This is a genomic window from Streptomyces sp. NBC_01216, assembly GCF_035994945.1.
Lineage (GTDB): Bacteria > Actinomycetota > Actinomycetes > Streptomycetales > Streptomycetaceae > Streptomyces.
This window is the reverse complement of record NZ_CP108677.1, coordinates 3190751-3213837: the sequence shown is the minus strand read 5'-3', so window position 1 is coordinate 3213837 and position 23087 is coordinate 3190751. Positions and strand designations below refer to the sequence as shown.

Genomic DNA, 23087 nt, shown 5'->3' with positions numbered 1-23087 from the left:
TTGCGTGAGCGTCGCAAGCGTGTCTGAATGCCCGGTAACGAGGACGTGTCCTGTGGGAATCGGGGGCGGGGCCCTCATGGGCCCCGCCGGGGCCGGTACGGGCCTGGTGGGCGGGCCGCGGGTGCCGTCCTTCCGGCGTGGTGCGCGGTGGGCCGGCCCGACCCCGCACGGCGTCTCGGGCGCTCGAAGCCTGCCGGGTGGCCTTCGATTGACAGGTGGACGCGGTTTGGTGCATGAGATTCCAAGGCGCCGGGAGGCCGCCGTGGCGGAGCTACCGAGGTATCCCGGCAACGCCGGCAGCGTGCGTGCCAGGACGTGACCGCCCGGCCGGAGGCCACCCGACAGGCACTCAGGCGTGCCGGGCGCGCAGGAGGCGGAACGCGGCGTAGAGCGCGAGTCCGGTCAGGGCCAGCAGGATGCCGGTCTCGAGGAGCTGGGTCGGCCAGAAGTGGGCGTGCGGATGGTAGTCGGCGTACCGGTGGGTGATGCCGAGGCCGGGCGGGCAGCCCCGCGGGTCGGCGTACTCGGAGCAGGTCCACTCCGGGAGCCGGGCGCCGCCGGGGCCGATGAGGCCGGTGTCCAGGGTGAGCGCGTCGTGGGGGACGGGAAGGGGCTGTTCCGGCGGCCCGGTGACCGTTCGTACCGGCAGCAGGTTCCAGCGCGCCCTGCCGAGGAGGAGGATCACCGTGCCGAGGACGAGGCCGGTGGACGACATGGCGGGGACCGTGCGCCGGACGAGCTGTCCGACGAGCGCGCCGAGGGCGAGGGCCAGCAGGACCTGGGCGAGGAGCACCGGACCGGACGCCTCGTAGGGGCCGCGGTCCGCCCAGTGGAAGAGGTAGGTGCCGTCCACCCGCGCCAGGCCGAGCTGGTAGACCCCGATCAGGGCGAGGGTGCCGGTGATCGCGACCGTGCCCGCGGTCAGCAGTTTCGCGGCGAGCCAGCGGGTGGGGGTCACCGACTGGGTCAGGGCCAGGCGGTACGTCCCCGACTCCAGCTCGCGCGCCACCATCGGGCCGGCGACGAAGACGCCGGCCAGCAGGGGCAGGACCAGCATGCCCAGGGAGGCGTACCCCATGGCCGGCCGGAGCGCGCCGAAGGACCCGCTCCCGTCGGGCGCGGAGGGGCGGGCGTCCCACCAGCGCAGCCCGCCGATGACGGCGAGGCTCAGCGTCACTCCCGTCGCGGCCACCCACAGGGCGCGCCGGTGCTGGCGGACGGTGACCCAGGAGGAACCCTTCAGGAGGGACGGTCCCTTGCGTGCGGGGGTGCTCATGCGACGGCTCCTTCGGGGGACTTCGCGGCGCGCAGGTGGGCCAGGAGGAGTTCCTCCAGGGTGGGTTCGGTGACCCGCCACGGTCCTTCGACGCGGCCTTCCCGCCGGATGAGTGCGGTGAGCTGACGGCCTGTCGTGCGGGATTCGACGACGGTGTGCGGGGCGAGGTCGGCGACCGGGCCGGTGAGCAGGCAGTGGGACGCGAGGAGTGCGTCGACGCCGCCGTCGAGGCGGATCCGGCCGCCGTCGACCAGCAGCAGGTGGTCGCAGGTGCCTTCCAGTTCGCCGAGCACGTGGGAGGAGAGCACGACCGTCGTGCCGCGGTCGGCGGCGTCGGCCATCAGTGCGCCCATGAGCTCGCGGCGGGCCAGTGGGTCGAGGTCGGCCATCGGCTCGTCCAGGAGCAGCAGGCCGGGGCGTTTGCCCAGGGCGAGGGCGAGGGCGAGCCGGGTGCGCTGTCCGCCGGACAGGGCGCGTACCCGGGTGCCGGGGTCGAGGGGGCCGGCTTCGGCGATCCGTGCGGCCACGGTGTCGTCCCAGCGGCCGGGGTTGAGCTCGCGTCCCATCCGCAGGGTCTCGGCGACGGTGAGCTGCGGGTAGAGCGGCTTGTCCTGGGCCACGTAGGCGAGGTCGGCGCGGGCCGGGGCGTGGACGGTGCCCTCGGTGGGCAGCAGGAGTCCGGCGGCGAGCGCGAGGAGGGTGGACTTGCCGGCGCCGTTCGGGCCGACGACGGCGCACACGCGGCCGGCGGGGAGCCGGAAGGAGCAGTCCCGCAGGGCCCAGCGGCGCGCGCGTCCTCCGTAGCGTTTGCCCAGTCCGGTGGTTTCCAGCGTGGTGTGGGTCGTCATGCGTCGTCCCCCTCGAAGTGTTCGTCCAGCGCGGTCGTGAAGAGCGCGGCCACGTCGTCCCGGTCCAGGCCGGAGGCGCGTGCCCGGCGTGTCCAGTCGGCGAGTTCGCCGCGCAGCGGCGATTCGGCGGGGGTGGCACCGAGCGTGGCGCGGACGAAGGTGCCCAGTCCGCGGCGGGCCTCGACGAGCCCTTCGCGTTCCAGTTCGCGGTAGGCCTTGAGGACCGTGTTCGGGTTGATCGCCGTCGCCTCGACGACCTCGCGCGCGGTGGGCAGCTTGTCGCCGGGCTCCAGGAGGCCCATGCGCAGGGCCTGTTTCGTCTGCTGGACGATCTGGAGATAGGTGGCGACCCCGCTGCGCCGGTCGATCCGGTACTCGAGCACGTCCTTCCACCACCCTTTCACTAATCAAGTAGTGAAAGGGTGGTGGAAAGGAGCGGTGGTGTCAACCTCCCCTCGTCAGCGCCGGATTCCGCCTCCGCCGACGTGTCCGCCCGTCACGCGGGCCCCGCGTGGTGCCGGGCCGGAGCCCCGGGGGCCCCGGCCCGCTCGCGGACGCGTGCCGTGGGTCAGGACTCCGTGCGGTACATCAGGTCCACCTCGTGCGTGGCGAACCCCAGCCGCTCGTACACCGTCACCGCCGCCGTGTTGTCCGCGTCCACGTACAGCATCGCCGTCGGCAGCGTCTGCGCCGCCAGGTGCCGCAGCCCGATCGCGGTGAGCGCCTTGCCCAGGCCACCGCCCTGCTCCTCGGGCAGGACGCCGACCACGTAGACCTCGCCCAGGTGCTCCTCGGCGTGCACCTTCGTCCAGTGGAAGCCGACCAGCCGGCCCTCCCGCTCGGCGAGGAAGAAGCCCTTCGGGTCGAACCAGGGCTCGGACATGCGGTCGTCGAGATCGCGCTGGGCGAGCGACCCCTGCTCGGGATGGTGGGCGAATGCCGCCGCGTTGACGGCGAGCCAGGCGGTGTCGTCCCGGCCGGGGACGAAGGTACGGACGGTGACTCCCTCGGGCAGCGCCGGCTCCGGGATGTCGAGTGGCACCAACGGCCGGCGCAGCTGGCGCAGTTCCCGGAAGAGGGTCAGGCCGAGCACCTGGGCGAGGTGCCGGGCCGCCGACTTCCCGCCGTGCGCCCATACCCGCAGTCGCTTGCCCGAGGCGGCGAGCAGCGCCGAACCCAACGCCCTTCCGTGTCCGCGGCCCCGGTGCGAGGGGTGCACGACGAGCTCGGCGGCGGGAGCCTCCACCGGGTCGGTGTCCTCCAGTTGGGCGTAGCCGTAGAGGTGCGGGCCGACGGTGAGCAGGAAGTGGCTCACTCCCTCGCGCCGGCCGTGACGCAGGTAGAGCCGGCCCTGCTCGGACACGGCGTGCAGGCCGTCGGCGCGGTCCGCGGCCTCCAGCAGGTCGAGGACGTCCTGGACCTGGCCGGGGGAGAGTTCGTCGAGGGTCTGGATCTGCCGTCCGGGTTCGAGGGCCGGCGCCGCGTCAGAAGTCATGGGTACGAGCCTACGGCGGCGGTGCTCCGACCCGCCGGAAAGGCGGAGGCAACCACCTTGTAACCCGTTACCCCCTGTTGCGCTACGCGCGTTGACTCTAGGCTGCGCGGGCAGACCAGGTAGTCGTAGGGACAAAGGGGAGAGATGTCAGCGACACCGAAGAGGAACAGGGCGGGGCGGCGGGTTCTCGTCGCCGGTGCGGCATTCGCCACCGTCGGCGCGCTCGTCGCCGCGATGCCGGCCGGCGCGGCCGGGCAGTCGGCGCGCCACGGACACGGCCACGGACACGGACACGGCTGGGGTCGGACGGTCGACGTCCAGTTGCTCTCCTTCAACGACCTGCATGGCAACCTGGAGCCGCCGGCCGGCTCCTCCGGCCAGGTCACGCGGACCCACGCGGACGGCACCACCGAGAAGATCGACGCGGGCGGCGTCGAGTACCTGGCGACGCACCTGCGCCAGGCCCGCAAGGGGAACCGTTACTCCGTCACGGCCGCGGCCGGTGACCTGATCGGTGCCTCGCCGCTGCTGTCGGGGCTCTTCCACGACGAGCCGACGATCAACGCGCTGAACAGGCTGGACCTCGACGTCACCTCGGTGGGCAACCACGAGTTCGACGAGGGCGCGCGCGAGCTGTCCCGGATACAGAACGGCGGCTGCCACCCGACGGGCGGGTGTTACGTCAAGGGCAAGAAGTTCAAGGGCGCCGACTTCCCCTACCTCGCCGCCAACGTGACGAAGGAGAAGACCGGCAAGCCGCTGCTCGACCCGTACTTCATCTGGGAGAAGAACGGCGTCCGGATCGGCTTCATCGGTGTGACCCTGGAGGGCACCCCGAACATCGTCACCGCCGAGGGCGTGAAGGGCCTGAAGTTCGGCGACGAGGTCGAGACGATCAACAAGTACACGAAGGTCCTGGAGCGCAAGGGCGTCAAGTCGATCGTCGCGCTGATCCACGAGGGCGGGGCGCCGGCCTCCTCCTCGTACAACTACGACTGCGACAGCCCCGGCCAGGGCGACGGCATCTCCGGCCCGATCACCGAGATCGCCAAGCACGTGAGCCCGCAGGTCGACGCGCTGGTCACCGGCCACACCCACCAGGCGTACGTGTGCACCATCCCGGACCCCGCGGGCAAGCCGCGACTGGTCACCTCGGCGGCCTCCTACGGCAAGCTCTACACGGACACCACGCTGACCTACGACCGCCGTACCAAGGACATCGTCCGCACGTCGGTCGCCTCGGCGAACCACGTCGTCACGCGTGACGTGCCCAAGGCCGCCGACATGACGAAGCTGATCGAGGACTGGCGCACGCTGTCCGCCCCGATCGCGAACCGGCCGCAGGGCTACATCGCCACGGACATCAACGGCCGCGGCTCGACGGCGTACGAGAAGCCTCTCGGCGACCTGATCGCCGACGCCCAGCTGGAGGGCCTGGCCCCGGCGGACAAGGGCGGCGCGCAGCTGGCCCTGATGAACCCGGGCGGCATCCGCTCGGACCTGGTCTACGCGGCCTCCGGCAGCGAGGGCGACGGAGTGGTGACGTACGGCGAGGCATTCACCGTGCAGCCCTTCACCAACATGATGAACGTCGTCGACCTGTCCGGCGCCAACCTGCTGGCCGCGCTGAAGCAGCAGGTCAGCGGCGCCAACGCGGCCTCGGTCAAGATCCTTCAGGTCTCCGGGGGTCTCACCTACACGCTCGACATGACGAAGTCGGGCGCGGACCGTGTCGTGGACGGTTCGGTCATGCTGAACGGTGAGGCGATCGACCCGTCGAAGAGCTACCGCGTCGCGATGAACGAGTTCCTCGCGGGCGGTGGCGACGGCTTCCCGGCCCTCGCGGCGGGCACGAACAAGCTGGTCGGCGCGTCCGACCTGGACCTGTTCAACGCCTACCTGACGGCGCACTCCTCGGCGTCGGCCCCGCTGGCCGCGCCGGCGGCCGACCGGATCACGGTCGTGCAGTAGGCCCTCGGGCCCCGGGAGGGGGCGGCGTCCGTCTCGACGGGCGCCGCCCCCTCCGCGTGTCCACTCGGTGTCACGCCAGGCCGTGAGGACCGGACGCCGTCCGGGGACGGGAGAAGCCGACGCCCGCGCCGCCGGGCGGCCGAGCACGGGTATGTGTCCGCGCGGGAGGGCCGGATCACATCTGTGATTCTTGACGCGTCCCCGTCATAATCGCCTGCCATGGACCGACGAAGCCTTCTCGCGGGGTCCGTGGCGACCGCCGTCACGCTGCTGACCGCCGCCCCGCCCGCGCGGGCCCGCACCCGGGCACTCACGACGCGGGACTGGATGGCCGGCCACGGCGACGCCACCCCGCTCCAGAGACTCACCATCCCCGGAACCCACGACTCCGGAGCCCGCCACGGCGGCCCGTGGGCCGCCTGTCAGGACACCACCATCGCCCGGCAACTGAGCAGCGGCATCCGCTTCCTCGACGTCCGCTGCCGGGTCACCGGCGGCTCCCTCGCCATCCACCACGGTGCCTCCTACCAGCACCTGATGTTCGGGGACGTCCTGATCGCCTGCCGCGACTTCCTCGCCGCGTATCCGTCGGAGACCGTCCTCATGCGGGTCAAGCAGGAGTACTCGGAGGACTCGGACGCCACCTTCCGGGCGGTCTTCGACGACTACCTCGACCACCGGGGCTGGCGCTCCCTCTTCCGGATCGGGGCGGGCCTGCCCGTCCTCGGCGAGGCCCGCGGCCGGGTCGTGCTGCTCGCCGACAACGGTGGGCTGCCGGGTGTCCGTTACGGCGACGGCGCGTACTTCGACATCCAGGACGACTACCAGGCGGAACCCGGCGCCAAGTACCCGAAGATCGAGGCCCAGTTCCGCAAGGCGGCCGGCCGGCCCGGCAAGCTCTGCGTCAACTACGTGTCCACGTCGGCCCTGCTGCCGCCCCGCTGGAACTCCGACCGGCTCAACCCGAGGGTCCACGCCTTCCTCGACGGTCCGGAGGCCGCCGGCTGGAAGGGCCTCGGCGTCGTCCCGCTGGACTTCCCGAACACCCGACCGGGCCTGCTGGAGTCCCTGATCCGGCACAACTGACCGGCGCGACCGGCGCGACCGGCGCGACCGCAGGGGGACCTGTGGGGCGGAGGGTCAGGCGGTCGGCCGGCTCTCCGGAACGGACCTGCCCTCCGGCGGCGGGGTCGGCGCGCCCGGCAGCCGGAGGACCGCCTCCGCGCCGCCGCCCTCCGCCACCCGGAGGGCGGCCGTCCCCCCGGCCTGCTGGACCGTGCGGGCCACGATCGACAGGCCCAGGCCCGAGCCCGGCAGAGCGCGGGCCGACGGGGAACGCCAGAAACGGTCGAAGACGTGCGGGAGCTCCTCGGGAGGGATGCCCGGACCGTGGTCGCGGACCGTCAGCTCGCCGCGCATCAGGGTCACCTCGACCGTGCCCCCCGGCGGCGAGAACTTCACCGCGTTGTCCAGCACGTTCACCAGCGCGCGTTCCAGGGCGGCCGGCGTCGCCCGCACGTACCAGGGCGCGAGGTCGGTGACGAACGTCAGCTCGGGTCCGCGCAGCCGCGCCCGCTCCAGGGCCGAACGCAGGATGCCGTGCAGCGGCACCACCTCCAGCGGGCCCGGCTCGGCCGCGTCGGGGCGGGCCAGCTCCTGGAGGTCGCCGATCAGCGCCGCCAGCTCCGTCATCTGGGCCTTCACCGAGGCCATCAGCGCCCGCCGGTCGTCGGGCGGCAGCGCGCGGCCCGTCCGTTCGCTGCGGGCGAGGAGTTCGATGTTGGTGCGCAGCGAGGTCAGCGGGGTGCGCAGCTCGTGACCCGCGTCGGCGATCAGCTGGGACTGCCGGTCCCGGGAGGACGCCAGCGCCGCCGTCATCGCGTTGAAGGAGCGGGACAGCCGGGCGATCTCGTCCTCGCCCTCGACCGGGATGCGCACCGTCAGGTCCTCGGTCACCGCCACATGCTCGACCGCGGCCGTCAGCCGGTCCACCGGCTTCAGCCCGGCCCGTGCCACCCACAGTCCGGCCGCGCCGGCGCCCACCACACCGATCCCGGAGACCAGCAGGAGGACCCAGCCGAGCGTGGACATCGAGTTGTCGATCTCGGCGAGCGGACGGGCCACCGACACGGCCACCGCCTGGTTGCGCACGGGGTAGGTGTAGACCCGCATCTGCGAGCCGTCCTCGGCCGTCGTGGTATGCAGCGCGTACGGCTCCCGCCGCTCGACCACGGCGACGTCCTCGGGAGTCACCGGGATCTTCGAGGCGCCCAGGGAGCAGACCACGCCGTCCGCCGAGACGATCTGCCGGGTGTCGGAGCCGAACTGCGGATAGCCCGGAGGCTTCTGCGCGGCCGGCCCGCAGGAGTTGAGCAGGGCGCGGGCCTCGTCCTGGGTGAACTGCGAGCGGCGCAGTGAGGCGTCCAGCTCCCCCTCCAGCTGGGCCCGGGTCACGAACCAGCAGGCCAGTGACACGGCGGCCACCGCCAAGGCCACCGCCGTCGCCGTCAGCAGGGCCAGTCGCGACCGCAGCGGCCTCGACCGGAACCATGCCACCGGACCTCTCACTCCGGGCCTCCGCCCCGCAGGACGTAGCCCACCCCGCGCACCGTGTGGACCAGGCGTGGTTCGCCGCCGGCCTCGGTCTTGCGGCGCAGGTACATCACGTACACGTCCAGGGAGTTCGAGCTGGGTTCGAAGTCGAAACCCCAAACGGCCTTCAGGATCTGCTCCCGGGTCAGCACCTGCCGCGGATGGGCCAGGAACATCTCCAGGAGGGTGAACTCCGTCCGCGTCAGTTCCACCGGCCGGCCGGCCCTGCTGACCTCGCGGGTCGTCAGGTCCATCCGCAGGTCGTCGAAGGCCAGGACGTCGCCCGGGGGCGCCTCGCCCGCCGCGGGGGCGTAGGAGCTGCGCCGCAGCAGGGCCCTGATCCGGGCGAACAGCTCGTCCAGTTCGAAGGGTTTCACCAGGTAGTCGTCCGCGCCGGCGTCGAGTCCGGTCACCCGGTCGCCGACGGTGTCGCGGGCCGTCAGCATCAGGATCGGCACGGTCGAGCCGGCCGCCCGGATGCGGCGGGCCGCGGTCAGGCCGTCCATCCGGGGCATCTGGACGTCGAGGACGACGAGGTCGGGCGCGTACGCCTCCAGGGCCGTGAGGGCGTCCAGTCCGTCGACGGCGACCTCGGTGCCGTAGCCCTCGAACGCGAGGCTGCGTCGCAGCGCCTCCCGTACGGCGGGCTCGTCGTCGACGATGAGGATGCGCTCGCCTTCAGTCATGGCCCCAGCGTCCCATGGGTCGCTCGGGCCGTACGAGTCGCTCCGCCGGGGGTCGCCGCCCGGGTCGCGGGGGCCGCCGTTCAGCGGGAGCCGCCCGCGCGGAGCTGTTCCAGATCGGCCTTCACGGTGTCGATCGGAATGGCGAATCCGAGGCCGATACTGCCGGCCGAAGAACTGTTCGAGGAACTCGGTGCGTACATGGCCGAATTGATTCCGATGATCTCGCCGTTCATATTGATCAGCGCGCCACCGGAATTCCCGGGGTTGAGCGAGGCGTCGGTCTGGAGCGCCTTGTAGGTCGTCTTCGACGTGCCGGTGTCGCCGTTGAACTCCTGGCCGCCGAATTCGAAGGGCCAGCCCTGCCGCGGGTCGTACTGCGGCTGACGCTGGTCCTGACCGTCGTCCTTCGCCACGGTCACGTCGCGGTCGAGCGCCGAGACGATGCCGCTGGTGACGGTGCCGGTCAGGCCCTCGGGGGAGCCGATCGCGACGACCTCGTCGCCGACGGCGACCTTGTCCGACTCGCCGAGGGTGGCCGCCTTCAGGCCGGACGCTCCCTGGAGCTTGATCAGAGCCAGGTCCTTGTCGGGGTCGGTGCCCACCACGGCGGCGTCGTAGGAGGTGCCGTCGGACAGCCGGACCTTGAGCGTGGTGGCGCCGGAGACCACGTGGTTGTTGGTGACGATCTCGCCGTCGGCGGTGATGACCACGCCGGAGCCGGTCGACTTCCCGGACGTCGAGGCCGCGGAGATCTCCACGATGGAGGGGGAGACGGCCGCGGCGACCCCGGCGACCGTGCCCCGGCTGCTCGCGGAGACGTTCGCGCCGCTGACGGGGCCGGACCCGGTCGTGGTGCCGTCGGCGGTGAGCTGCTGGACGAGGGTGGCCGTGCCGCCGCCGATCGCCGCCGCGGCGATGGCCACGGCGACGAGCAGCCCGGTGCCCCGCCTGGCGCGCCCGCGCGGTTCGGGGGCCGCGTGTGCCGGGCCGTGGGCGCTCGGCGGGGCCGGCGGGGGCACGTGCCCGTCGGCGGGCCGGACCGTGGTGCCCGGACCGGCGCTGAGCGGCTCGGCCGGGTGCCGTGGGGGCCTCGGGGGCTGCGGCGGGTAGTACGGCTGCTGCGGCTGCTGGTAGTCCGTCATGGCAATGACTCTGCGAGCCGTTCATGAGAGCTTCCTGAGCACGTCCTGAGAAGCCCGACAGAACCCTGTATGCCCGAAATAAGGAAGTGGGGCGGGGTGGTGCCCTGACCCCGACGGGGGCCTTATCCGCAGCCGCAGCTACGGCGGAGGATCAGCGCCGAGGGGAACTGCTTCACCCGCTCCCGCCGGGGTCCCGCCACCCGCAGTGAGTCGTCCAGCACGAGGTCCACCGCCGCCCGGGCCATCGCCGGGCGGTCGGAGGAGATCGTGGTCAGCGGCGGATCCGTCAGCGCCGCTTCCTTCACGTCGTCGAAGCCCGCCACGGCCAGCTCTCCCGGCACGTCGATCCGCAGCTCGCGGGCGGCGCGCAGCACGCCGAAGGCCTGGTCGTCGGTGGAGCAGAAGATGGCCGGCGGGCAGTCGGGCCCGGCGAGGATCTTCAAGGCGATCCGGTACGCGTCGTAGCGGTTGTACGGCGCCTCGAACAACCGGCCCTCGACCGAGCGCCCGGACTCCACCATCGCGCGCCGCCATCCCTCGACGTGGTCCGCGACCGGGTCGCCGACGGCCGGGGTGCTCGGCACGCCGCCGAGACAGGCCACGTAGGGGTGGCCGTGCTCCAGGAGGTGCCGGGTGGCGAGCTGGGCGCCGCCGATGTCGTCCGTGACGACGGCCACGTCGTCGAGCGCCTCGGGCCGCTCGTGCAGCAGCACCACCCGCGCGTCCCATGCCTCGATCTCGCTCGCGGCCTGCTCGCTCATTCCCTGGCTGACCAGGATCAGGCCGGAGACCCGCATCCCGAGGAAGGCGCGGAGGTAGTGGATCTCGCGTTCGTCCCGGTAGTCGGAGTTCCCGACGAGGACCATCTTGCCGCGCTCGGCGGCGGCCTGCTCGACCGCGTGCGCCATCTCCGCGAAGAACGGCTGCCGCGCGTCCGGGACGATCATGCCTATGAGGTCGGTGCGCCGCGAGGCCATCGCCTGGGCCACCCGGTCCGGGCGGTAGCCCAGCTCCCTGATGGCGGCGAGGACACGCTCGCGCGTGGCCGGGGCGACCGGCCGGGGTCCGTTGTTGATGACGTAGCTCACGACGGCGGTCGAAGTACCCGCCAGTCGCGCTACGTCGTCCCGCGTCACCTTGGCCACGCGCGGCAGTCTACGCGGGGGGACCTACCCACCGGCAGGCCGCACCGCTGCCGCCGGTACGTCGGCCGTGTCCTCCGTCGGAGTGACGTCCCGCGCGGCGTCCTTGACCCGGGCCTCCTCCTTGACCCGGGCCTCCTCCGCCGCGCGCTCCACCTTCTCCGGGGTGACGAAGCGGTAGCCGACGTTGCGGACGGTGCCGATCAGCGACTCGTGCTCGGGTCCGAGCTTGGCCCGGAGCCTCCGTACGTGGACATCGACCGTTCGGGTGCCGCCGAAGTAGTCGTAGCCCCAGACCTCCTGGAGGAGCTGCGCCCGGGTGAAGACCCGGCCGGGGTGCTGAGCGAGGTACTTCAGGAGCTCGAACTCCTTGAAGGTCAGGTCCAGGACCCGGCCCTTGATCTTGGCGCTGTAGGTCGCCTCGTCCACCGAGAGGTCGCCGTTGCGGATCTCCATCGGGGAGTCGTCGGAGACGATCTGCTGGCGGCCCATCGCGAGCCGCAGCCGCGCCTCGACCTCGGCCGGGCCCGCCGTGTCGAGCAGCACGTCGTCGATGCCCCAGTCGGCGGTGACCGCCGCGAGGCCGCCCTCGGTGACGACCAGGATCAGGGGGCAGCCGGGGCCCGTGGAGCGGAGCAGCTGACAGAGGCTGCGTACCTGTGGGAGGTCGCGGCGGCCGTCGATGAGGATGACGTCGGCACCGGGGGTGTCGACCAGCGCGGGGCCCTCGGCAGGGGCCACCCGCACGTTGTGCAGCAGCAGGCCGAGTGCGGGGAGCACCTCGGTCGACGGCTGGAGTGCGTTGGTCAGGAGCAGCAGTGAACTCATCGCGCCCCACCTGCCCGGGTCGTCGGTCGGTCGTCCTTCGTTCGCTCGCCCATAACGTCGAGTCCTCCTCGTCCCTGCGAGAGGGGATCCCCTCACGCCTCCAGGCGTGCGGGGCGTCTGCGGCACTTGATCGGCTGGTCCTGCGGTGCGGCTCTCGCGCCCACGAGAGCTTTTGTTCATCTGGCCGTAACAACGGCCGGGAAACACAAAAGGACCCGGGGGCTGCGTTGCCCGGATCCTCTGGCAAGCAGAATAGCTCACATGAGTTCCGAGGCAGAGGGCCGATTTCACATGGTGGATGATTCCTCGTTCCCTCGCGCCGCGCGCGGGGGCGCGGCGGCGGCCCGGTCCACTGCTCGGCGGGCCGTGTTGCTCGCGGATGACGGTGTCCGTATCGAAGCGGTGTACGAGCCGTGTACGGCGGGAGTCAGCGATACGGCCGTGGTCGTCGCACACGGGTTCACCGGCGCGGCCGACCGGCCCTCCGTCCGGCGGGCCGCCCGGGTGCTCTCCGCCCACGCGGCGGTCGTGACCTTCTCCTTCCGCGGCCACGGCCGCTCCGCGGGGGTCTCCACCGTCGGCGACCGTGAGGTGCTCGACCTCTCGGCGGCGGTGCGCTGGGCCCGTGAGCGGGGTCACTCCCGGGTGGTGACGGTCGGCTTCTCGATGGGTGGCTCGGTGGTCCTCCGGCACGCGGCGCTCGAGCGGGGGCGTGACGGCGGGCACACCGACGCGGTGGCCGCCGTGAGCGCCCCCGCCCGTTGGTACTACCGGGGGACGCCGTCGATGCGGCGCGTCCACTGGCTGATCACCCGGCCGGTGGGCCGGTTGGTCGGCCGCTTCGGGCTGCGCACCCGGATCGACCACCGGCCCTGGGACCCCGTGCCGCTGTCCCCCGTCGAGGCGGTCCCGCTGATCGCCCCGACACCCCTGCTGATCGTGCACGGCGACCGGGACCCGTACTTCCCCGTCGACCATCCCCGCATGCTGGCGGCGGCCGGACCGGCCGAACTCTGGCTGGAGCCCGGCATGGGCCACGCGGAGAACGCGGCCGACGACGAGCTGCTCGCCCGCCTCGGGGACTGGCTGGTGGCCCGATAGCCCATCATGGGGAGCGGCGCGCACACGAACGAAGGGAGCGCCGCTATGGCAGCGGGGACGATCCGCTACTGGGCCGCGGCCAAGGCCGCCGCCGGTGTCGCCGAGGAGCCGTACACCGCCGAGACGCTGGCGCAGGCGCTGGAAGCGGCCCGCGGGAAGCACCCGGGCGAGCTCGTCCGGGTGCTCCAGCGGTGTTCGTTCCTCGTCGACGGTGACCCCGTCGGGACCCGCGACCATGAGACGGTACGGCTTGCCGAGGGCGGCACGGTCGAGGTGCTCCCGCCGTTCGCAGGAGGGTGAACCGCACAGCATGAGCAGCGATCCGCAGCATCCGTACGATCCCTACGCCACGGGGCGCGGGCACCGGGACCCCGGCGGCGGTCACCCGGACCCCGAGGTCACCCAGACGTGGGAGGGCCAGACCTGGGACACCCGTTACCAGCCCACGGTCGGGCCGGGAGGGACCGGGGCGTACCAGGAGGAGTACCGGCAGCAGCCGCGGGCCGCGTACCCGGCCGACCATTCCGGCGCCCCTCCCGCTTCGCCGGGAACCGACCCGTACCCGCCCGTCACCCCGTACCCGCAGGTCCCTTCGGACCCGTACGTCACGTACGGCACGCAGGTACCGGCGGCGCCCTCCGGCGCGTACGGCACGCAGACCTCCTCCGGCGCGTACGGAACGCACGGCGCTCAGACCGCCTCGGACCCGTACGCGACGCACGGCACGCAAGCCCCGGCGGACTCGTACACCCCGTACGGCACGCAGGTCGCCCAGCCGTTGCCGCCGGAGGCGCCGGCCGCACCGCGGCCCGCGACGGAGCCGGTGACGGAGCCCGCGGACGGGCCCGCCTACTCCACCGCCACCGTCACGGGCAGTGCCCGGATCACCGACGCGCAGCGTGCCCGTGCCGAGGGCCGTTCGCCGATCATCGACCCCGGGATGCGGCCGGCCGTCCTCACCGCCGTCCTCGGCGTCCTGCTCGCCGTCGGCGCGGCCCTCGGCCCGTACGGACTGCTCCTGCCGGTCGTGCTGCTCCAGGCGGTCACCGCGGCGGGCTGGTTCCGGCTCAACGGCATGTGGCCGGCCCGGCAGGGTATCGCCCTCGCCTTCGCCGGCGGACTCGCCGCCGACGTCGTCCTGCTGGCCACCGGCCGCGCGCACGCGCCCGCCGCGATCCTCGGCACCCTCGGTGTCTGGGTGCTGCTCACGCTCGTCCTCCAGTTGCGAAGCCACGCCGACCCGGACGAGCGGATGTACGGCCTGATGGCCACCGTCGCCTCGGCGGCGCTGACGATCGTGGCCACCGGTCACCTCGGCGCGGCCCCGGAGGCCGTGATCGCGGGCGCGCTCGCGGTCGCCGCGGCCGTACCGGCCCGCGCGCTGCCGCTGCCCGCACCGGTCTCCGTCGTGGTGGCGCTGCTGGCCGCCGCGGGCGCCGGGATCGTGGCCGGGTCCCTCGGGGGCGCGGGAGTGGCCTCGGGAGCGCTGCTGGGCCTGGGTGCCGGTGCCTGCGCACTGGCCGGCCTGCGGGTCGCCGCCTACGACTACCCGTCCCGCTTCGTGCACATGACGGCCGGTGTCGCACTGCCGCTGGCGCTCGCAGCTCCCGCCGTCCACCTGCTCGGCCGCGTCCTGGTCTGAGCTGAGAGCCTGTCGGGTGGCCTACGGCCGAGAGGCGGACCGGCAGGCGCCCGCGGGAACCAACCGGCCCCCCGACGCGTCGATCTTCGTGTCGGGGGGCCGGCGTCGTCGGCGCACACACCTTGGGGGGACGTACAGGTCATGCGAGCACTGCGCGTATTGCTGATCCTCGCCGTTGTGCTGGGCGGGATCTTCGTGGGCCTGGACCGCCTCGCCGTGGCCTACGCCGAGTCGGAGGCGGCCGACCGCGTCCGGCTGGGCTCCGCGCGGGCGGGTTCGACGGACGTCGACATCAAGGGCTTCCCCTTCCTGACACAGGTCATGGACAAGCGCCTGGACGAGGTCGAGGTGAGACTGACCGGTGTCGAGGCCCGCGCCGGTGCCAAGAACCTCCGGATCGGCGAGCTGACGGCCACGCTCCACGACGTGACCCTCGGCGCCGGTTACACCAGCGCGCGGGCGCGCTCGGCCACCGGCACCGCGCTGATCTCCTACGCGGACCTCGCCGCCGCGGCCGACCGGGACGTGGTCGTCGCCTACGGCGGTGACGGCAAGCTCAAGGTGACCGGCCAGGTGCACGTGCTGGGCCGCGCGATCACGCGCAGCGTGGTCTCGTCGGTGACTCTGGTGGACGGGGACACCATCCGGGTGCGTGCCGACAAGGTGCCGCTGGAAGGCGTTCCCGGCATCGAGGACGCGATCCGCGAGCGCACGGACTTCGACCGGGAGATCGGCGGTCTGCCGGCCGGTATGGAGTTGGAGCGGGTCGAGGCCCGTGAGGACGGCGTGGCCGTCTCGGTGACCGGCACGGACGTGGCTCTCGCCGGCTGAGACGCCCTGACACCCCTCGGACACGAGCATGCCACATGTTGAGACGTCCTCGTCCGAACCGTAGAAGCGCTGGCCGGACGCCCCGCCCGCGGGGCGTCCGACGCTGTTTCCGGAGCCCTCTCATCCCGCATCTCGGACGATCGTGTCTCAAAATGTGACACGCCGGTGACACGGCCGCCTGTCCGTCCCTACGATCGAGGGCATGAAGCGACAGGCGGATCTCACGAAGCGGCGGGCAGTAGACCTGTGCCGCGTCGCCGCCATGCTCTGTCGCTCCGTCTGAGCGGGACGCTCGATTCCCGTATTCCTCAGGCCCTTTGACGCGAAGTCGGGGTCTCCGTGCAGTCCGTACGCACACCATGACGCGTACCCGCACCACCCTGCGCCACACCGCACCACACCGCCGAACACTGCCCCGGAGGAGAACAGCATGAGCCGCAGCGACGTCCTGGTAGACGCCGACTGGGTCGAGGCCCACCTCGACGACCCGAAGGTCGCCCTCGTCGAGGTCGACGAGGACACCTCGGCCTACGAGAAGAACCACATCAGGAACGCCATCCGGATCGACTGGACGAAGGACCTCCAGGACCCGGTCCGCCGTGACTTCGTCGACCAGGAGGGCTTCGAGAAGCTCCTGTCGGCCAAGGGCATCGCCAACGACACGCTCGTGGTTCTCTACGGCGGCAACAACAACTGGTTCGCCTCCTACGCCTACTGGTACTTCAAGCTCTACGGCCACGAGAACGTGAAGCTCCTCGACGGCGGTCGCAAGAAGTGGGAGCTCGACTCCCGCGACCTGGTCGACGGCGCCGAGGTGCCGGCCCGCCCCGCGACCGACTACAAGGCCAAGGCGCAGAACACCGCGATCCGCGCCTTCCGCGACGACGTGGTCGCCGCGATCGGCAGCCGGAACCTGGTCGACGTCCGCTCGCCCGACGAGTTCTCCGGCAAGCTGCTCGCCCCGGCCCACCTTCCGCAGGAGCAGTCCCAGCGCCCCGGTCACGTGCCGAGCGCCCGCAACATCCCGTGGTCGAAGAACGCCAACGACGACGGCACCTTCAAGTCGGACGACGAGCTCAAGGCCCTCTACGAGCAGGAGCGGGTCGACCTGGCGAAGGACACCATCGCGTACTGCCGCATCGGTGAGCGCTCCGCGCTGACCTGGTTCGTGCTGCACGAGCTGCTCGGTGTCGAGAACGTCAAGAACTACGACGGCTCCTGGACCGAGTACGGCTCCCTCGTCGGCGTGCCGATCGAGCTCGGCGCCAACAAGTAAGGCCCCGGACCTCCCCTCCTCCGGACCCCTCGACGACAAGGACAGAACATCATGTGTGGAGCGCAGCCCGGCGGCCCCGACGCCTCGACGATCAAGCCCGGTGAGACCACCATCCAGGGCTTCGTGACCAAGGACGGCGAGCCCGTCACCGGTTACGTCCGCCTTCTCGACTCGACCGGCGAGTTCACGGCCGAGGTCCCGACCTCCGCCACCGGTCAGTTCCGCTTCTACGCGGCCGAGGGCACCTGGACCGTACGCGCCCTGGTCCCCGGCGGCACCGCCGACCGCCAGGTCGTGGCGCAGAAGGGTGGCCTCGCGGAGGTCGCCATCGCGGTCTGATCCGCGACCCGTGAACGGCCGGAGGGCCGTGCCTCCTGGGGGTTGGACGCCCGTACCAGGACCTGAGGCACGGCCCTCCGGCTTGCCCGCGGTCGTATCCTGAAGGGGTGTACGCGCGGCGTCGGCACGTCTACTTCTGGATGATGGGTGCCTGCCTGGTCCTCTTCGTGGGCGCCTGGGCCGTCGTACGCCTGTTCTCCATGCCGGCCGCCATCGGGATGTGCGTGGTGGCCATGGTCATCCCGCCCGTCGCCGCGATGATCGCGAACCGGCGGGGGCCCGAGGACCGCTGGTGGGACGACCCCTCCGGTGACCCCACGTCGGACGAGTGGTGGGACGAACTCGACGGCAAGAAGCGCCACGAGCCCTGAGCCGCGCCTGGAGCAGCGCAGTGCCTGGAGCAGCGCCCCTGAGCCGGACGGAGCGGGGCGGGGTCGCGGTCAGTAGACGAGGGCCTGGGTCTCGTCGGCCATCGCCTCCTGGACGAAGACCTGCGCGCCGGCGATACGGACGCCGTCCAGGAGATCCTTCTCGGTGATCTCGCGGCGGGCCGCGCACTGCGTGCACAGGGTCAGCCGTCCCGCCGCCAGGATCGCGTCGATCAGGTCCGGAAGGGGCGCCGCGTGCGGCAGCTCGAACTCCGCCGCACGTCCGGGGAGCGCGAACCACGACGCCTCGCCCGTCAGCCAGAGCGATACCTCCACTCCGCTGGCGACTGCGACGGCGGCCACCGTGAAGGCCTGCGAGCAGCGTTCGGGGGCATCGTCCCCGGCGGTCACCTTGATCACGAGCTTCTTCGCCATATGCCGAACTGTAATGCGAACCTCTACAACCCCATGCGTCACTCGTGAGTCAGAGGGGTGCGCAGGTTAAGGAATCTGCGATTCAGGTCTCGTGGGGGGACCCCCTTTGGAAGCCATACAGACAACCGACACCACGACAGACGGACCGGAGGACTCCGTCGCCGCCGTCGACTCCGGCGGCCCGCCCGAGGCCACGCCGCCGCGCACCCGCCGGACCGGCCGGACCGTCGCCCTGATCGCCGTCGCCGCCGTCCTCGGTCTCGTCGGTGGCACGGCCGTGGGATACGGCGTTCAGGCCCAGCGCGAACCGACAGCGCTGCCGGCCCTCAACCAGCCGGGTCTCGCCTACCCGAAGCCGCTGCCGAAGGGCGGCACGATCGAGCCGCTGTCGGCCACCGAGGACCGCGCGGTCAAGACGAACGGGGATCTGCGCAAGCTGCTGCTGCCCAAACCGGCGGGAGCGAAGAAGACGGACTTCACGGACGACGACGGCTGGGTGACCCTGCCCGAGTACGCCGACGATTTCAACCATCCCGGCCGGGCCCTCGGCTACCAGCTGGAGAGCGGGATCCGCCGTATCGCGGCCACGTCCTGGAAGACGGGCCAGTACCGGGTGACCGAGATCCGGCTGGTGCAGTACCGCCCCAGCGACGTTCTCGGCTCGCGGGACCACGCCGAAGAACAGATGTCGTACATGGCCGACGACGAGTACGCCGAGAACGAGGGCGTGGCGCTCAAGGGCTCCGCCAACGGCCGCTTCTATGTCTTCCCGGTGAAGAGGAAAGCGGGCTACCTCGACTTCTACGAGGCCCGCGCCTACCTCAGCCGCGGCGACATCGCCGTCGAGGTCTTCATGTTCGACACCAAGAAGATCTCCAAGAAGGACATCTCCTCAGTGGCCGAGCGACAGCTGGGGCGCCTGTGAACGAGGACCGGAACACCGTGAGCGACGACGACCGCACCACCACGCCCGACGAGGCCGGGAACACGACCCCCGGCGGGGCCGGGGACGCCATGCCCGACGGGGCCGGGAGGACGACTCCCGACGGGGGTGGGAACACCGTGCCCGACGAGGGCGACGTGTTCGCCTCCACCGTGCCGCCGGACGCCCCGGCCCGGCCCGGTCGCGCCCGGCGGCTGCTGACGGTCGTCCTTCCCGCCGTCCTCGTCCTCGGAGCGGTCGGCGGCGGCGTGACGTACACCGGCGTCACCGTCGCGGCCGCGGACCGCACCGCCGACACCGTGGTGTGGGAGGAGCCCGACACGAAGGCGAAGGACGAGGACCCGGCCACCGCCGCCCTCCGGGGCAAGTCCTCGACGCCGCTGAGCAAGCTCCTGCTGCCCGCGCCCTCCGGCTACGACCTCGGCCCCGATGTCGAGACCTTCGGGAACGACGGCGAACTCGGTGCGAAGGAGGCCACGGCCCTGCTCAAGGAGCAGGCCAAGGGCCTCTCCGGCAAGAAGCGCCGGGACTACGAGAAGCGGATCGACCGCCTCGGCGTCCAGGGAGTCGGGGTCCGCACCTTCGTCTCCTCCGACACGGACCTCGTGGTGTACGTACACATCACGCAGATGAAGGACAAGAAGCGCATCCGTGACATGTTCGAGCTCCGCAAGGAGATCTCCGGACTGCTGAAGTTCCCCAAGGGACCGAAGATCGACGGGCACACGAAGTCCTTCTGCAATCTCATCCCTTCGGACAAGAGCCTGAGCAAGAAGGAGCAGGCATACCAGCTCGACGGGATGGTCTGCGCCGCCTACGACTCGGACGTCTACGTCACCGTCACCGCCGCGGGGGTCAAGCCGTTCGACAAGTCCGCGGTGGCCGCACTGGTGAAGAAGCAGATGGACCACATCGAGTCCCCGGGGGAGTACATATGACCGAGCAGACGGACGCGAGGATTCCGGCACAGGACCGGGACGAACCCGCCGGGACGCCCGGGTCCGCACCGGCCGCCGGGGCACCGGAGGCTCCCGCCGTCCCGGCACCGGAGGCTCCCACCGCGAGCCCGGAGGTCCTCGTGGCGTCCGCGGGGGCCACGGGCCCGGAGGTCCCCGCCGATCCGCCCGCGCGCAGGTCCTCGAAGCGGGTCCTGTGGGCCGTCGCCCGCTGGACCGCCGCCGTCGTCGTGTGCGGAGGGCTCGGCACCGGCACCGCGCTCAAGATCACGTCCATGGAACGCACCGACGTGCCCGGTCTGGCCACCGAGAGCGACGGACGCTGGGAATACCCGGAGCTGCGCCTCCCGGCTCTGCCGCGGGACGCTCCGCGCCCGTTCACCGAGGGCAACGCGGGTGAGATCCACTACGCGGACCTCCGGGAACTGCTCCTCCCGGCCCCGGCGGGTGCCACGGTCGACCCCGAGCTGAAAGGCGGCTGGGTCACGGTGGACGAGTACGTCTCGCGGTACGACAAGGACGCCAGGGTCACGCTCAAGCAGGCCCTCGACGAGTCCGCCCTGCGGCACATCGCCGCCCGGGGCTGGACGACTCCCGACGGCACCACGACCCGCATCCACCTGCTGCGGTTCAACTCGGTCGCGTTCGCGGAGGACTTCAAGGACAGCGCGCTGCAAGCGGGTTCGTCCTTCGGCCGCTTCCCGGACGGTGTGCGCTCCGGGGAGATCGACGCCGCGACCACCGACATCCGCATGCCGTTCAACGTCCTCTACCCGTTCGCGGAGACGAAGCCGTACGGCGCGGAGCAGACCCGGTGGGTCCACATCCAGGCCGGCGACACCGTCGCCCTGATCACCCAGTCCCGCGAGGGCGGGGCGCTCACGGTGCCCTTCCAGCAGACCGTCGCCCTCCAGAACCAGCTCCTGGGCTGACGACGGGCGGTACCCACCTCGCAGGCGGCGCTGGACACCAGCCCACTAAGCTGGTGCCCGGCCCGTTCTGCCTTCACGCTCATTCGAGGAGCACCCCGTGATCATCTTCTTCGAAACCCTGCTGGTCCTGGTCTGCGTCGGCGTGCTCGCCTTCACCGGACTGGCCGTGAAGAAGCTGTACCAGGGCCAGCGCTGACCACCTCTAGAGATCGACAGAGCCGCTCATGATCGAGATTCCGTCCGACCTCAATCCGGACCTCCTGCCCCTCGCGTTCCTCCTCGGCACGTGGGAAGGGGTCGGGGTCTCCGACTTCCCCGGCGCCGAGAAGTGCAACTTCGGCCAGTCCGTCACCTTCAGCCACGACGGCCGGGACGTCATCGAGTACGTCTCGCACTCCTGGGTCCTGGACAACGAGGGCAAGCAGGTCCGGCCCCTGGAGAGCGAAAGCGGCTACTGGCGGATCGACAAGGACCGCAAGGTCGAGATCGTCATGGTGCGTGACCAGGGCATCGTCGAGATCTGGTACGGCGAGCTCGCCGACCAGAAGCCGCAGATCGACATCGTCACCGACGCCGTGGCCCGTACGGCGGCCTCCGGCCCGTACAGCGGCGGCAAGCGGCTCTACGGCTACGTCAAGGGCGACCTGATGTGGGTGGGCGAGAAGGCCACCCCCGAGGTCCCGCTGCGGCCGTACATGTCGGCCCACCTGAAGAAGGTCGTCAGCCCCGAGGAGGTCGCGGAGATGGCCCGCGGCCTCGGGGACCTGCCGGACGACGGCATCGCCTTCTTCAAGTAGGCCCGCGAGCCCCCGGTGACCCGCCGCGCCCTCCTACACTGGGGGGCGTGGTGAGCACCGACTGGAAAAGCGACCTGCGGCAGCGCGGCTACCGGCTGACGCCCCAGCGCCAGCTCGTCCTGGAGGCCGTGGACGCCCTGGAACACGCGACCCCGGACGACATCCTGGGCGAGGTGCGCAAGACCGCCTCCGGCGTGAACATCTCCACCGTGTACCGGACGCTGGAGCTCCTGGAGGAGCTGGGACTGGTCAGCCACGCCCACCTGGGCCACGGTGCGCCGACCTACCACCTGGCCGACCGGCACCACCATCTCCACCTGGTGTGCCGGGACTGCACCGAGGTGATCGAGGCGGACGTGCAGGTCGCGGAGGACTTCACCGGCAAGCTCCGCGAGACCTTCGGCTTCGAGACCGACATGAAGCACTTCGCGATCTTCGGCCGCTGTCAGGACTGCTCCCGCAAGGCGGCCGAGGCCGAGTCGTAGGCTGGACGCCATGCAGCGATCCCCGCAGAGCCCCCTGCTGTCCCTGCCCGGCGCCGTCCCTGCCGAGGGCCGGGACGAAGGCGTGGCCGCCCACTACGGCGACCTGTTCCGCGAACAGCGCTCCCTGGCCGACGGCAACGGTTTCGTCGACCTCTCCCACCGCGGTGTCGTCACCGTCTCCGGCGACGACCGACTGAGCTGGCTGCACCTGTTGCTCACCCAGCACATGAGCGACCTTCCGGCCGGCCAGGCCACCGAGGCGTTGATCCTCTCCGCCAACGGCCACATCGAGCACGCGCTCTACGTCGTCGACGACGGCGAGACGGTCTGGGCGCATGTCGAGCCGGGCACGCGCGAAGAGCTCGTCGCCTACCTGGAGTCGATGAAGTTCTTCTACCGCGTCGAGGTCGCCGACCGTACCGACGACTTCGCCGTCGTCCACCTGCCGGCCGGCTCCATCGCCGAGGTCCCGCCGGGCGCGGTCGTCCGCGAGACGGCGCACGGCCGTGAGGTGTTCCTGCCCCGCGCCGACCTGGCGTCCTTCGCCGCCGCGCACGGCCCGGCCGCCGGCATCCTGGCGTACGAGGCGCTGCGGGTCGAGGGCCACCGTCCGCGGCTCGGCTTCGAGACCGATCACCGCACCATCCCGCACGAGCTGGGCTGGATCGGCAGCGCGGTGCATCTCCAGAAGGGCTGCTACCGGGGGCAGGAGACCGTCGCCCGTGTCCAGAACCTGGGCAAGCCGCCGCGTCGGCTCGTCTTCCTGCACCTGGACGGCAGCGAGGTGCATCTGCCCGGCCACGGCACACCGCTGCGGCTCGCCTCCGACGGCGCCGAGGGCCGGCAACTCGGCTTCGTCACGACCTCGGCCCGCCACCACGAGCTGGGGCCGATCGCCCTGGCGGTGGTGAAGCGGAACGTGCCGGTGGACGCGAAGCTGCTCGCGGGGGACACGGCCGCGGCACAGGAGACGATCGTCGAGCCGTAGCCGTAGCCGTAGCC

At 71.8% G+C, this 23087-nt stretch carries 26 protein-coding genes; 16 read left to right on the top strand and 10 right to left on the bottom strand.

Annotated features, from left to right (window positions below):
• Positions 1–349: 349 nt before the first annotated feature.
• The 4 genes from OG393_RS14005 to mshD all read right to left on the bottom strand — a co-directional run bounded on the left by OG393_RS14005 (position 350) and on the right by mshD (position 3619).
• Positions 350–1276, bottom strand: coding sequence for an ABC transporter permease (locus OG393_RS14005; protein WP_327374996.1), 927 nt, complete (start codon positions 1274–1276; stop codon positions 350–352).
• On the bottom strand, positions 1273–2124 hold the full coding sequence (locus tag OG393_RS14000; protein ID WP_327374995.1) for an ABC transporter ATP-binding protein: 852 nt from the start codon (positions 2122–2124) through the stop codon (positions 1273–1275). Before OG393_RS14000 ends, OG393_RS14005 begins: the two co-directional genes overlap by 4 nt.
• Positions 2121–2507, bottom strand: coding sequence for a GntR family transcriptional regulator (locus OG393_RS13995; RefSeq protein WP_327374994.1), 387 nt, complete (start codon positions 2505–2507; stop codon positions 2121–2123). Before OG393_RS13995 ends, OG393_RS14000 begins: the two co-directional genes overlap by 4 nt.
• A 185-nt stretch (positions 2508–2692) precedes the next feature.
• Positions 2693–3619, bottom strand: a complete 927-nt coding sequence (gene mshD / locus OG393_RS13990; protein WP_327374993.1) for a mycothiol synthase — start codon at positions 3617–3619, stop codon at positions 2693–2695.
• Positions 3620–3763: 144 nt separating this feature from the next.
• Between mshD and OG393_RS13985 the strand changes: the two genes are divergently transcribed.
• Together OG393_RS13985 and OG393_RS13980 are read left to right on the top strand one after the other, a co-directional pair.
• Complete coding sequence (locus OG393_RS13985) at positions 3764–5590, top strand: bifunctional metallophosphatase/5'-nucleotidase (RefSeq protein ID WP_327374992.1); 1827 nt, start codon at positions 3764–3766, stop codon at positions 5588–5590.
• 219 nt (positions 5591–5809) lie between these two features.
• Entirely contained in the window at positions 5810–6676 is an 867-nt protein-coding gene (locus OG393_RS13980) for a phosphatidylinositol-specific phospholipase C (RefSeq protein WP_327374991.1), read from the top strand.
• A 54-nt stretch (positions 6677–6730) separates the two neighbouring features.
• On the opposite strand, the gene OG393_RS13975 is transcribed toward OG393_RS13980, so the two are convergent.
• From OG393_RS13975 to OG393_RS13955, 5 genes are all read right to left on the bottom strand, one after another.
• Positions 6731–8146 (bottom strand): sensor histidine kinase, encoded by a 1416-nt coding sequence (locus OG393_RS13975; protein ID WP_327374990.1) that lies wholly within the window; start codon positions 8144–8146, stop codon positions 6731–6733.
• Between the two features lie 8 nt (positions 8147–8154).
• Positions 8155–8868, bottom strand: coding sequence for a response regulator transcription factor (locus OG393_RS13970; protein WP_327374989.1), 714 nt, complete (start codon positions 8866–8868; stop codon positions 8155–8157).
• A gap of 80 nt (positions 8869–8948) precedes the next feature.
• On the bottom strand, positions 8949–10010 hold the full coding sequence (locus OG393_RS13965; RefSeq protein WP_327374988.1) for a S1C family serine protease: 1062 nt from the start codon (positions 10008–10010) through the stop codon (positions 8949–8951).
• Between the two features lie 122 nt (positions 10011–10132).
• Positions 10133–11155, bottom strand: a complete 1023-nt coding sequence (locus OG393_RS13960; protein ID WP_327374987.1) for a LacI family DNA-binding transcriptional regulator — start codon at positions 11153–11155, stop codon at positions 10133–10135.
• A 24-nt stretch (positions 11156–11179) separates the two neighbouring features.
• The gene (locus OG393_RS13955; RefSeq protein WP_327374986.1) at positions 11180–11980 is read right to left on the bottom strand and encodes a winged helix-turn-helix transcriptional regulator; all 801 of its coding nucleotides are present in this window, start codon (positions 11978–11980) and stop codon (positions 11180–11182) included.
• A gap of 261 nt (positions 11981–12241) precedes the next feature.
• On the opposite strand from OG393_RS13955, the gene OG393_RS13950 reads away from it, so the two are divergent.
• From OG393_RS13950 to OG393_RS13920, 8 genes are all read left to right on the top strand, one after another.
• Entirely contained in the window at positions 12242–13081 is an 840-nt protein-coding gene (locus tag OG393_RS13950; RefSeq protein WP_327374985.1) for an alpha/beta hydrolase, read from the top strand.
• Positions 13082–13126: 45 nt separating this feature from the next.
• Entirely contained in the window at positions 13127–13381 is a 255-nt protein-coding gene (locus OG393_RS13945) for a MoaD/ThiS family protein (RefSeq protein WP_327374984.1), read from the top strand.
• A 10-nt stretch (positions 13382–13391) separates the two neighbouring features.
• On the top strand, positions 13392–14723 hold the full coding sequence (locus OG393_RS13940; RefSeq protein WP_327374983.1) for a hypothetical protein: 1332 nt from the start codon (positions 13392–13394) through the stop codon (positions 14721–14723).
• A 141-nt stretch (positions 14724–14864) separates the two neighbouring features.
• The gene (locus tag OG393_RS13935; protein ID WP_327374982.1) at positions 14865–15554 is read left to right on the top strand and encodes an LmeA family phospholipid-binding protein; all 690 of its coding nucleotides are present in this window, start codon (positions 14865–14867) and stop codon (positions 15552–15554) included.
• A 202-nt stretch (positions 15555–15756) separates the two neighbouring features.
• On the top strand, positions 15757–15837 hold the full coding sequence (locus tag OG393_RS35470) for a putative leader peptide (protein ID WP_350497993.1): 81 nt from the start codon (positions 15757–15759) through the stop codon (positions 15835–15837).
• Between the two features lie 147 nt (positions 15838–15984).
• Positions 15985–16830, top strand: a complete 846-nt coding sequence (locus OG393_RS13930; protein WP_327374981.1) for a sulfurtransferase — start codon at positions 15985–15987, stop codon at positions 16828–16830.
• A gap of 51 nt (positions 16831–16881) precedes the next feature.
• Positions 16882–17169, top strand: a complete 288-nt coding sequence (locus OG393_RS13925; protein WP_017242395.1) for a DUF1416 domain-containing protein — start codon at positions 16882–16884, stop codon at positions 17167–17169.
• Positions 17170–17276: 107 nt separating this feature from the next.
• A complete protein-coding gene (locus OG393_RS13920; protein ID WP_327374980.1) occupies positions 17277–17540 on the top strand; it encodes a DUF3099 domain-containing protein in 264 nt (87 codons plus the stop codon).
• A 69-nt stretch (positions 17541–17609) separates the two neighbouring features.
• On the opposite strand, the gene OG393_RS13915 is transcribed toward OG393_RS13920, so the two are convergent.
• Positions 17610–17972: a DsrE family protein gene (locus tag OG393_RS13915; RefSeq protein ID WP_327374979.1), complete on the bottom strand. Its 363-nt coding sequence runs from the start codon at positions 17970–17972 to the stop codon at positions 17610–17612.
• A 106-nt stretch (positions 17973–18078) separates the two neighbouring features.
• Here OG393_RS13915 and OG393_RS13910 point away from each other — a divergent pair, with 106 nt between their 5' ends.
• The 6 genes from OG393_RS13910 (at position 18079) to ygfZ (ending at position 23073) form a co-directional block, all read left to right on the top strand.
• Positions 18079–18897: a hypothetical protein gene (locus OG393_RS13910; protein ID WP_327374978.1), complete on the top strand. Its 819-nt coding sequence runs from the start codon at positions 18079–18081 to the stop codon at positions 18895–18897.
• A 17-nt stretch (positions 18898–18914) separates the two neighbouring features.
• On the top strand, positions 18915–19853 hold the full coding sequence (locus OG393_RS13905; protein ID WP_327374977.1) for a hypothetical protein: 939 nt from the start codon (positions 18915–18917) through the stop codon (positions 19851–19853).
• Positions 19850–20803, top strand: coding sequence for a hypothetical protein (locus tag OG393_RS13900; protein WP_327374976.1), 954 nt, complete (start codon positions 19850–19852; stop codon positions 20801–20803). Before OG393_RS13905 ends, OG393_RS13900 begins: the two co-directional genes overlap by 4 nt.
• A gap of 224 nt (positions 20804–21027) precedes the next feature.
• Positions 21028–21600, top strand: coding sequence for an FABP family protein (locus tag OG393_RS13895; RefSeq protein WP_327374975.1), 573 nt, complete (start codon positions 21028–21030; stop codon positions 21598–21600).
• A gap of 47 nt (positions 21601–21647) precedes the next feature.
• Positions 21648–22085, top strand: coding sequence for a Fur family transcriptional regulator (locus tag OG393_RS13890; protein WP_327374974.1), 438 nt, complete (start codon positions 21648–21650; stop codon positions 22083–22085).
• Between the two features lie 10 nt (positions 22086–22095).
• A complete protein-coding gene (gene ygfZ, locus OG393_RS13885; protein ID WP_327374973.1) occupies positions 22096–23073 on the top strand; it encodes a CAF17-like 4Fe-4S cluster assembly/insertion protein YgfZ in 978 nt (325 codons plus the stop codon).
• Positions 23074–23087 lie beyond the last annotated feature (14 nt).

Excerpts from the sequence above, each read along its gene's own strand:
- OG393_RS14005 (WP_327374996.1), bottom strand. The coding sequence starts at position 1,276 with ATGAGCACCCCCGCACGCAAGGGACCGTCCCTCCTGAAGGGTTCCTCC.
- OG393_RS14000 (WP_327374995.1), bottom strand. The coding sequence starts at position 2,124 with ATGACGACCCACACCACGCTGGAAACCACCGGACTGGGCAAACGCTAC.
- mshD (WP_327374993.1), bottom strand. The coding sequence starts at position 3,619 with ATGACTTCTGACGCGGCGCCGGCCCTCGAACCCGGACGGCAGATCCAG.
- OG393_RS13985 (WP_327374992.1), top strand. The coding sequence starts at position 3,764 with ATGTCAGCGACACCGAAGAGGAACAGGGCGGGGCGGCGGGTTCTCGTC.
- OG393_RS13980 (WP_327374991.1), top strand. The coding sequence starts at position 5,810 with ATGGACCGACGAAGCCTTCTCGCGGGGTCCGTGGCGACCGCCGTCACG.
- OG393_RS13970 (WP_327374989.1), bottom strand. The coding sequence starts at position 8,868 with ATGACTGAAGGCGAGCGCATCCTCATCGTCGACGACGAGCCCGCCGTA.
- OG393_RS13965 (WP_327374988.1), bottom strand. The coding sequence starts at position 10,010 with ATGACGGACTACCAGCAGCCGCAGCAGCCGTACTACCCGCCGCAGCCC.
- OG393_RS13955 (WP_327374986.1), bottom strand. The coding sequence starts at position 11,980 with ATGAGTTCACTGCTGCTCCTGACCAACGCACTCCAGCCGTCGACCGAG.
- OG393_RS13950 (WP_327374985.1), top strand. The coding sequence starts at position 12,242 with ATGAGTTCCGAGGCAGAGGGCCGATTTCACATGGTGGATGATTCCTCG.
- OG393_RS13945 (WP_327374984.1), top strand. The coding sequence starts at position 13,127 with ATGGCAGCGGGGACGATCCGCTACTGGGCCGCGGCCAAGGCCGCCGCC.
- OG393_RS13940 (WP_327374983.1), top strand. The coding sequence starts at position 13,392 with ATGAGCAGCGATCCGCAGCATCCGTACGATCCCTACGCCACGGGGCGC.
- OG393_RS13935 (WP_327374982.1), top strand. The coding sequence starts at position 14,865 with ATGCGAGCACTGCGCGTATTGCTGATCCTCGCCGTTGTGCTGGGCGGG.
- OG393_RS35470 (WP_350497993.1), top strand. The coding sequence starts at position 15,757 with ATGAAGCGACAGGCGGATCTCACGAAGCGGCGGGCAGTAGACCTGTGC.
- OG393_RS13930 (WP_327374981.1), top strand. The coding sequence starts at position 15,985 with ATGAGCCGCAGCGACGTCCTGGTAGACGCCGACTGGGTCGAGGCCCAC.
- OG393_RS13925 (WP_017242395.1), top strand. The coding sequence starts at position 16,882 with ATGTGTGGAGCGCAGCCCGGCGGCCCCGACGCCTCGACGATCAAGCCC.
- OG393_RS13915 (WP_327374979.1), bottom strand. The coding sequence starts at position 17,972 with ATGGCGAAGAAGCTCGTGATCAAGGTGACCGCCGGGGACGATGCCCCC.
- OG393_RS13900 (WP_327374976.1), top strand. The coding sequence starts at position 19,850 with ATGACCGAGCAGACGGACGCGAGGATTCCGGCACAGGACCGGGACGAA.
- OG393_RS13895 (WP_327374975.1), top strand. The coding sequence starts at position 21,028 with ATGATCGAGATTCCGTCCGACCTCAATCCGGACCTCCTGCCCCTCGCG.
- ygfZ (WP_327374973.1), top strand. The coding sequence starts at position 22,096 with ATGCAGCGATCCCCGCAGAGCCCCCTGCTGTCCCTGCCCGGCGCCGTC.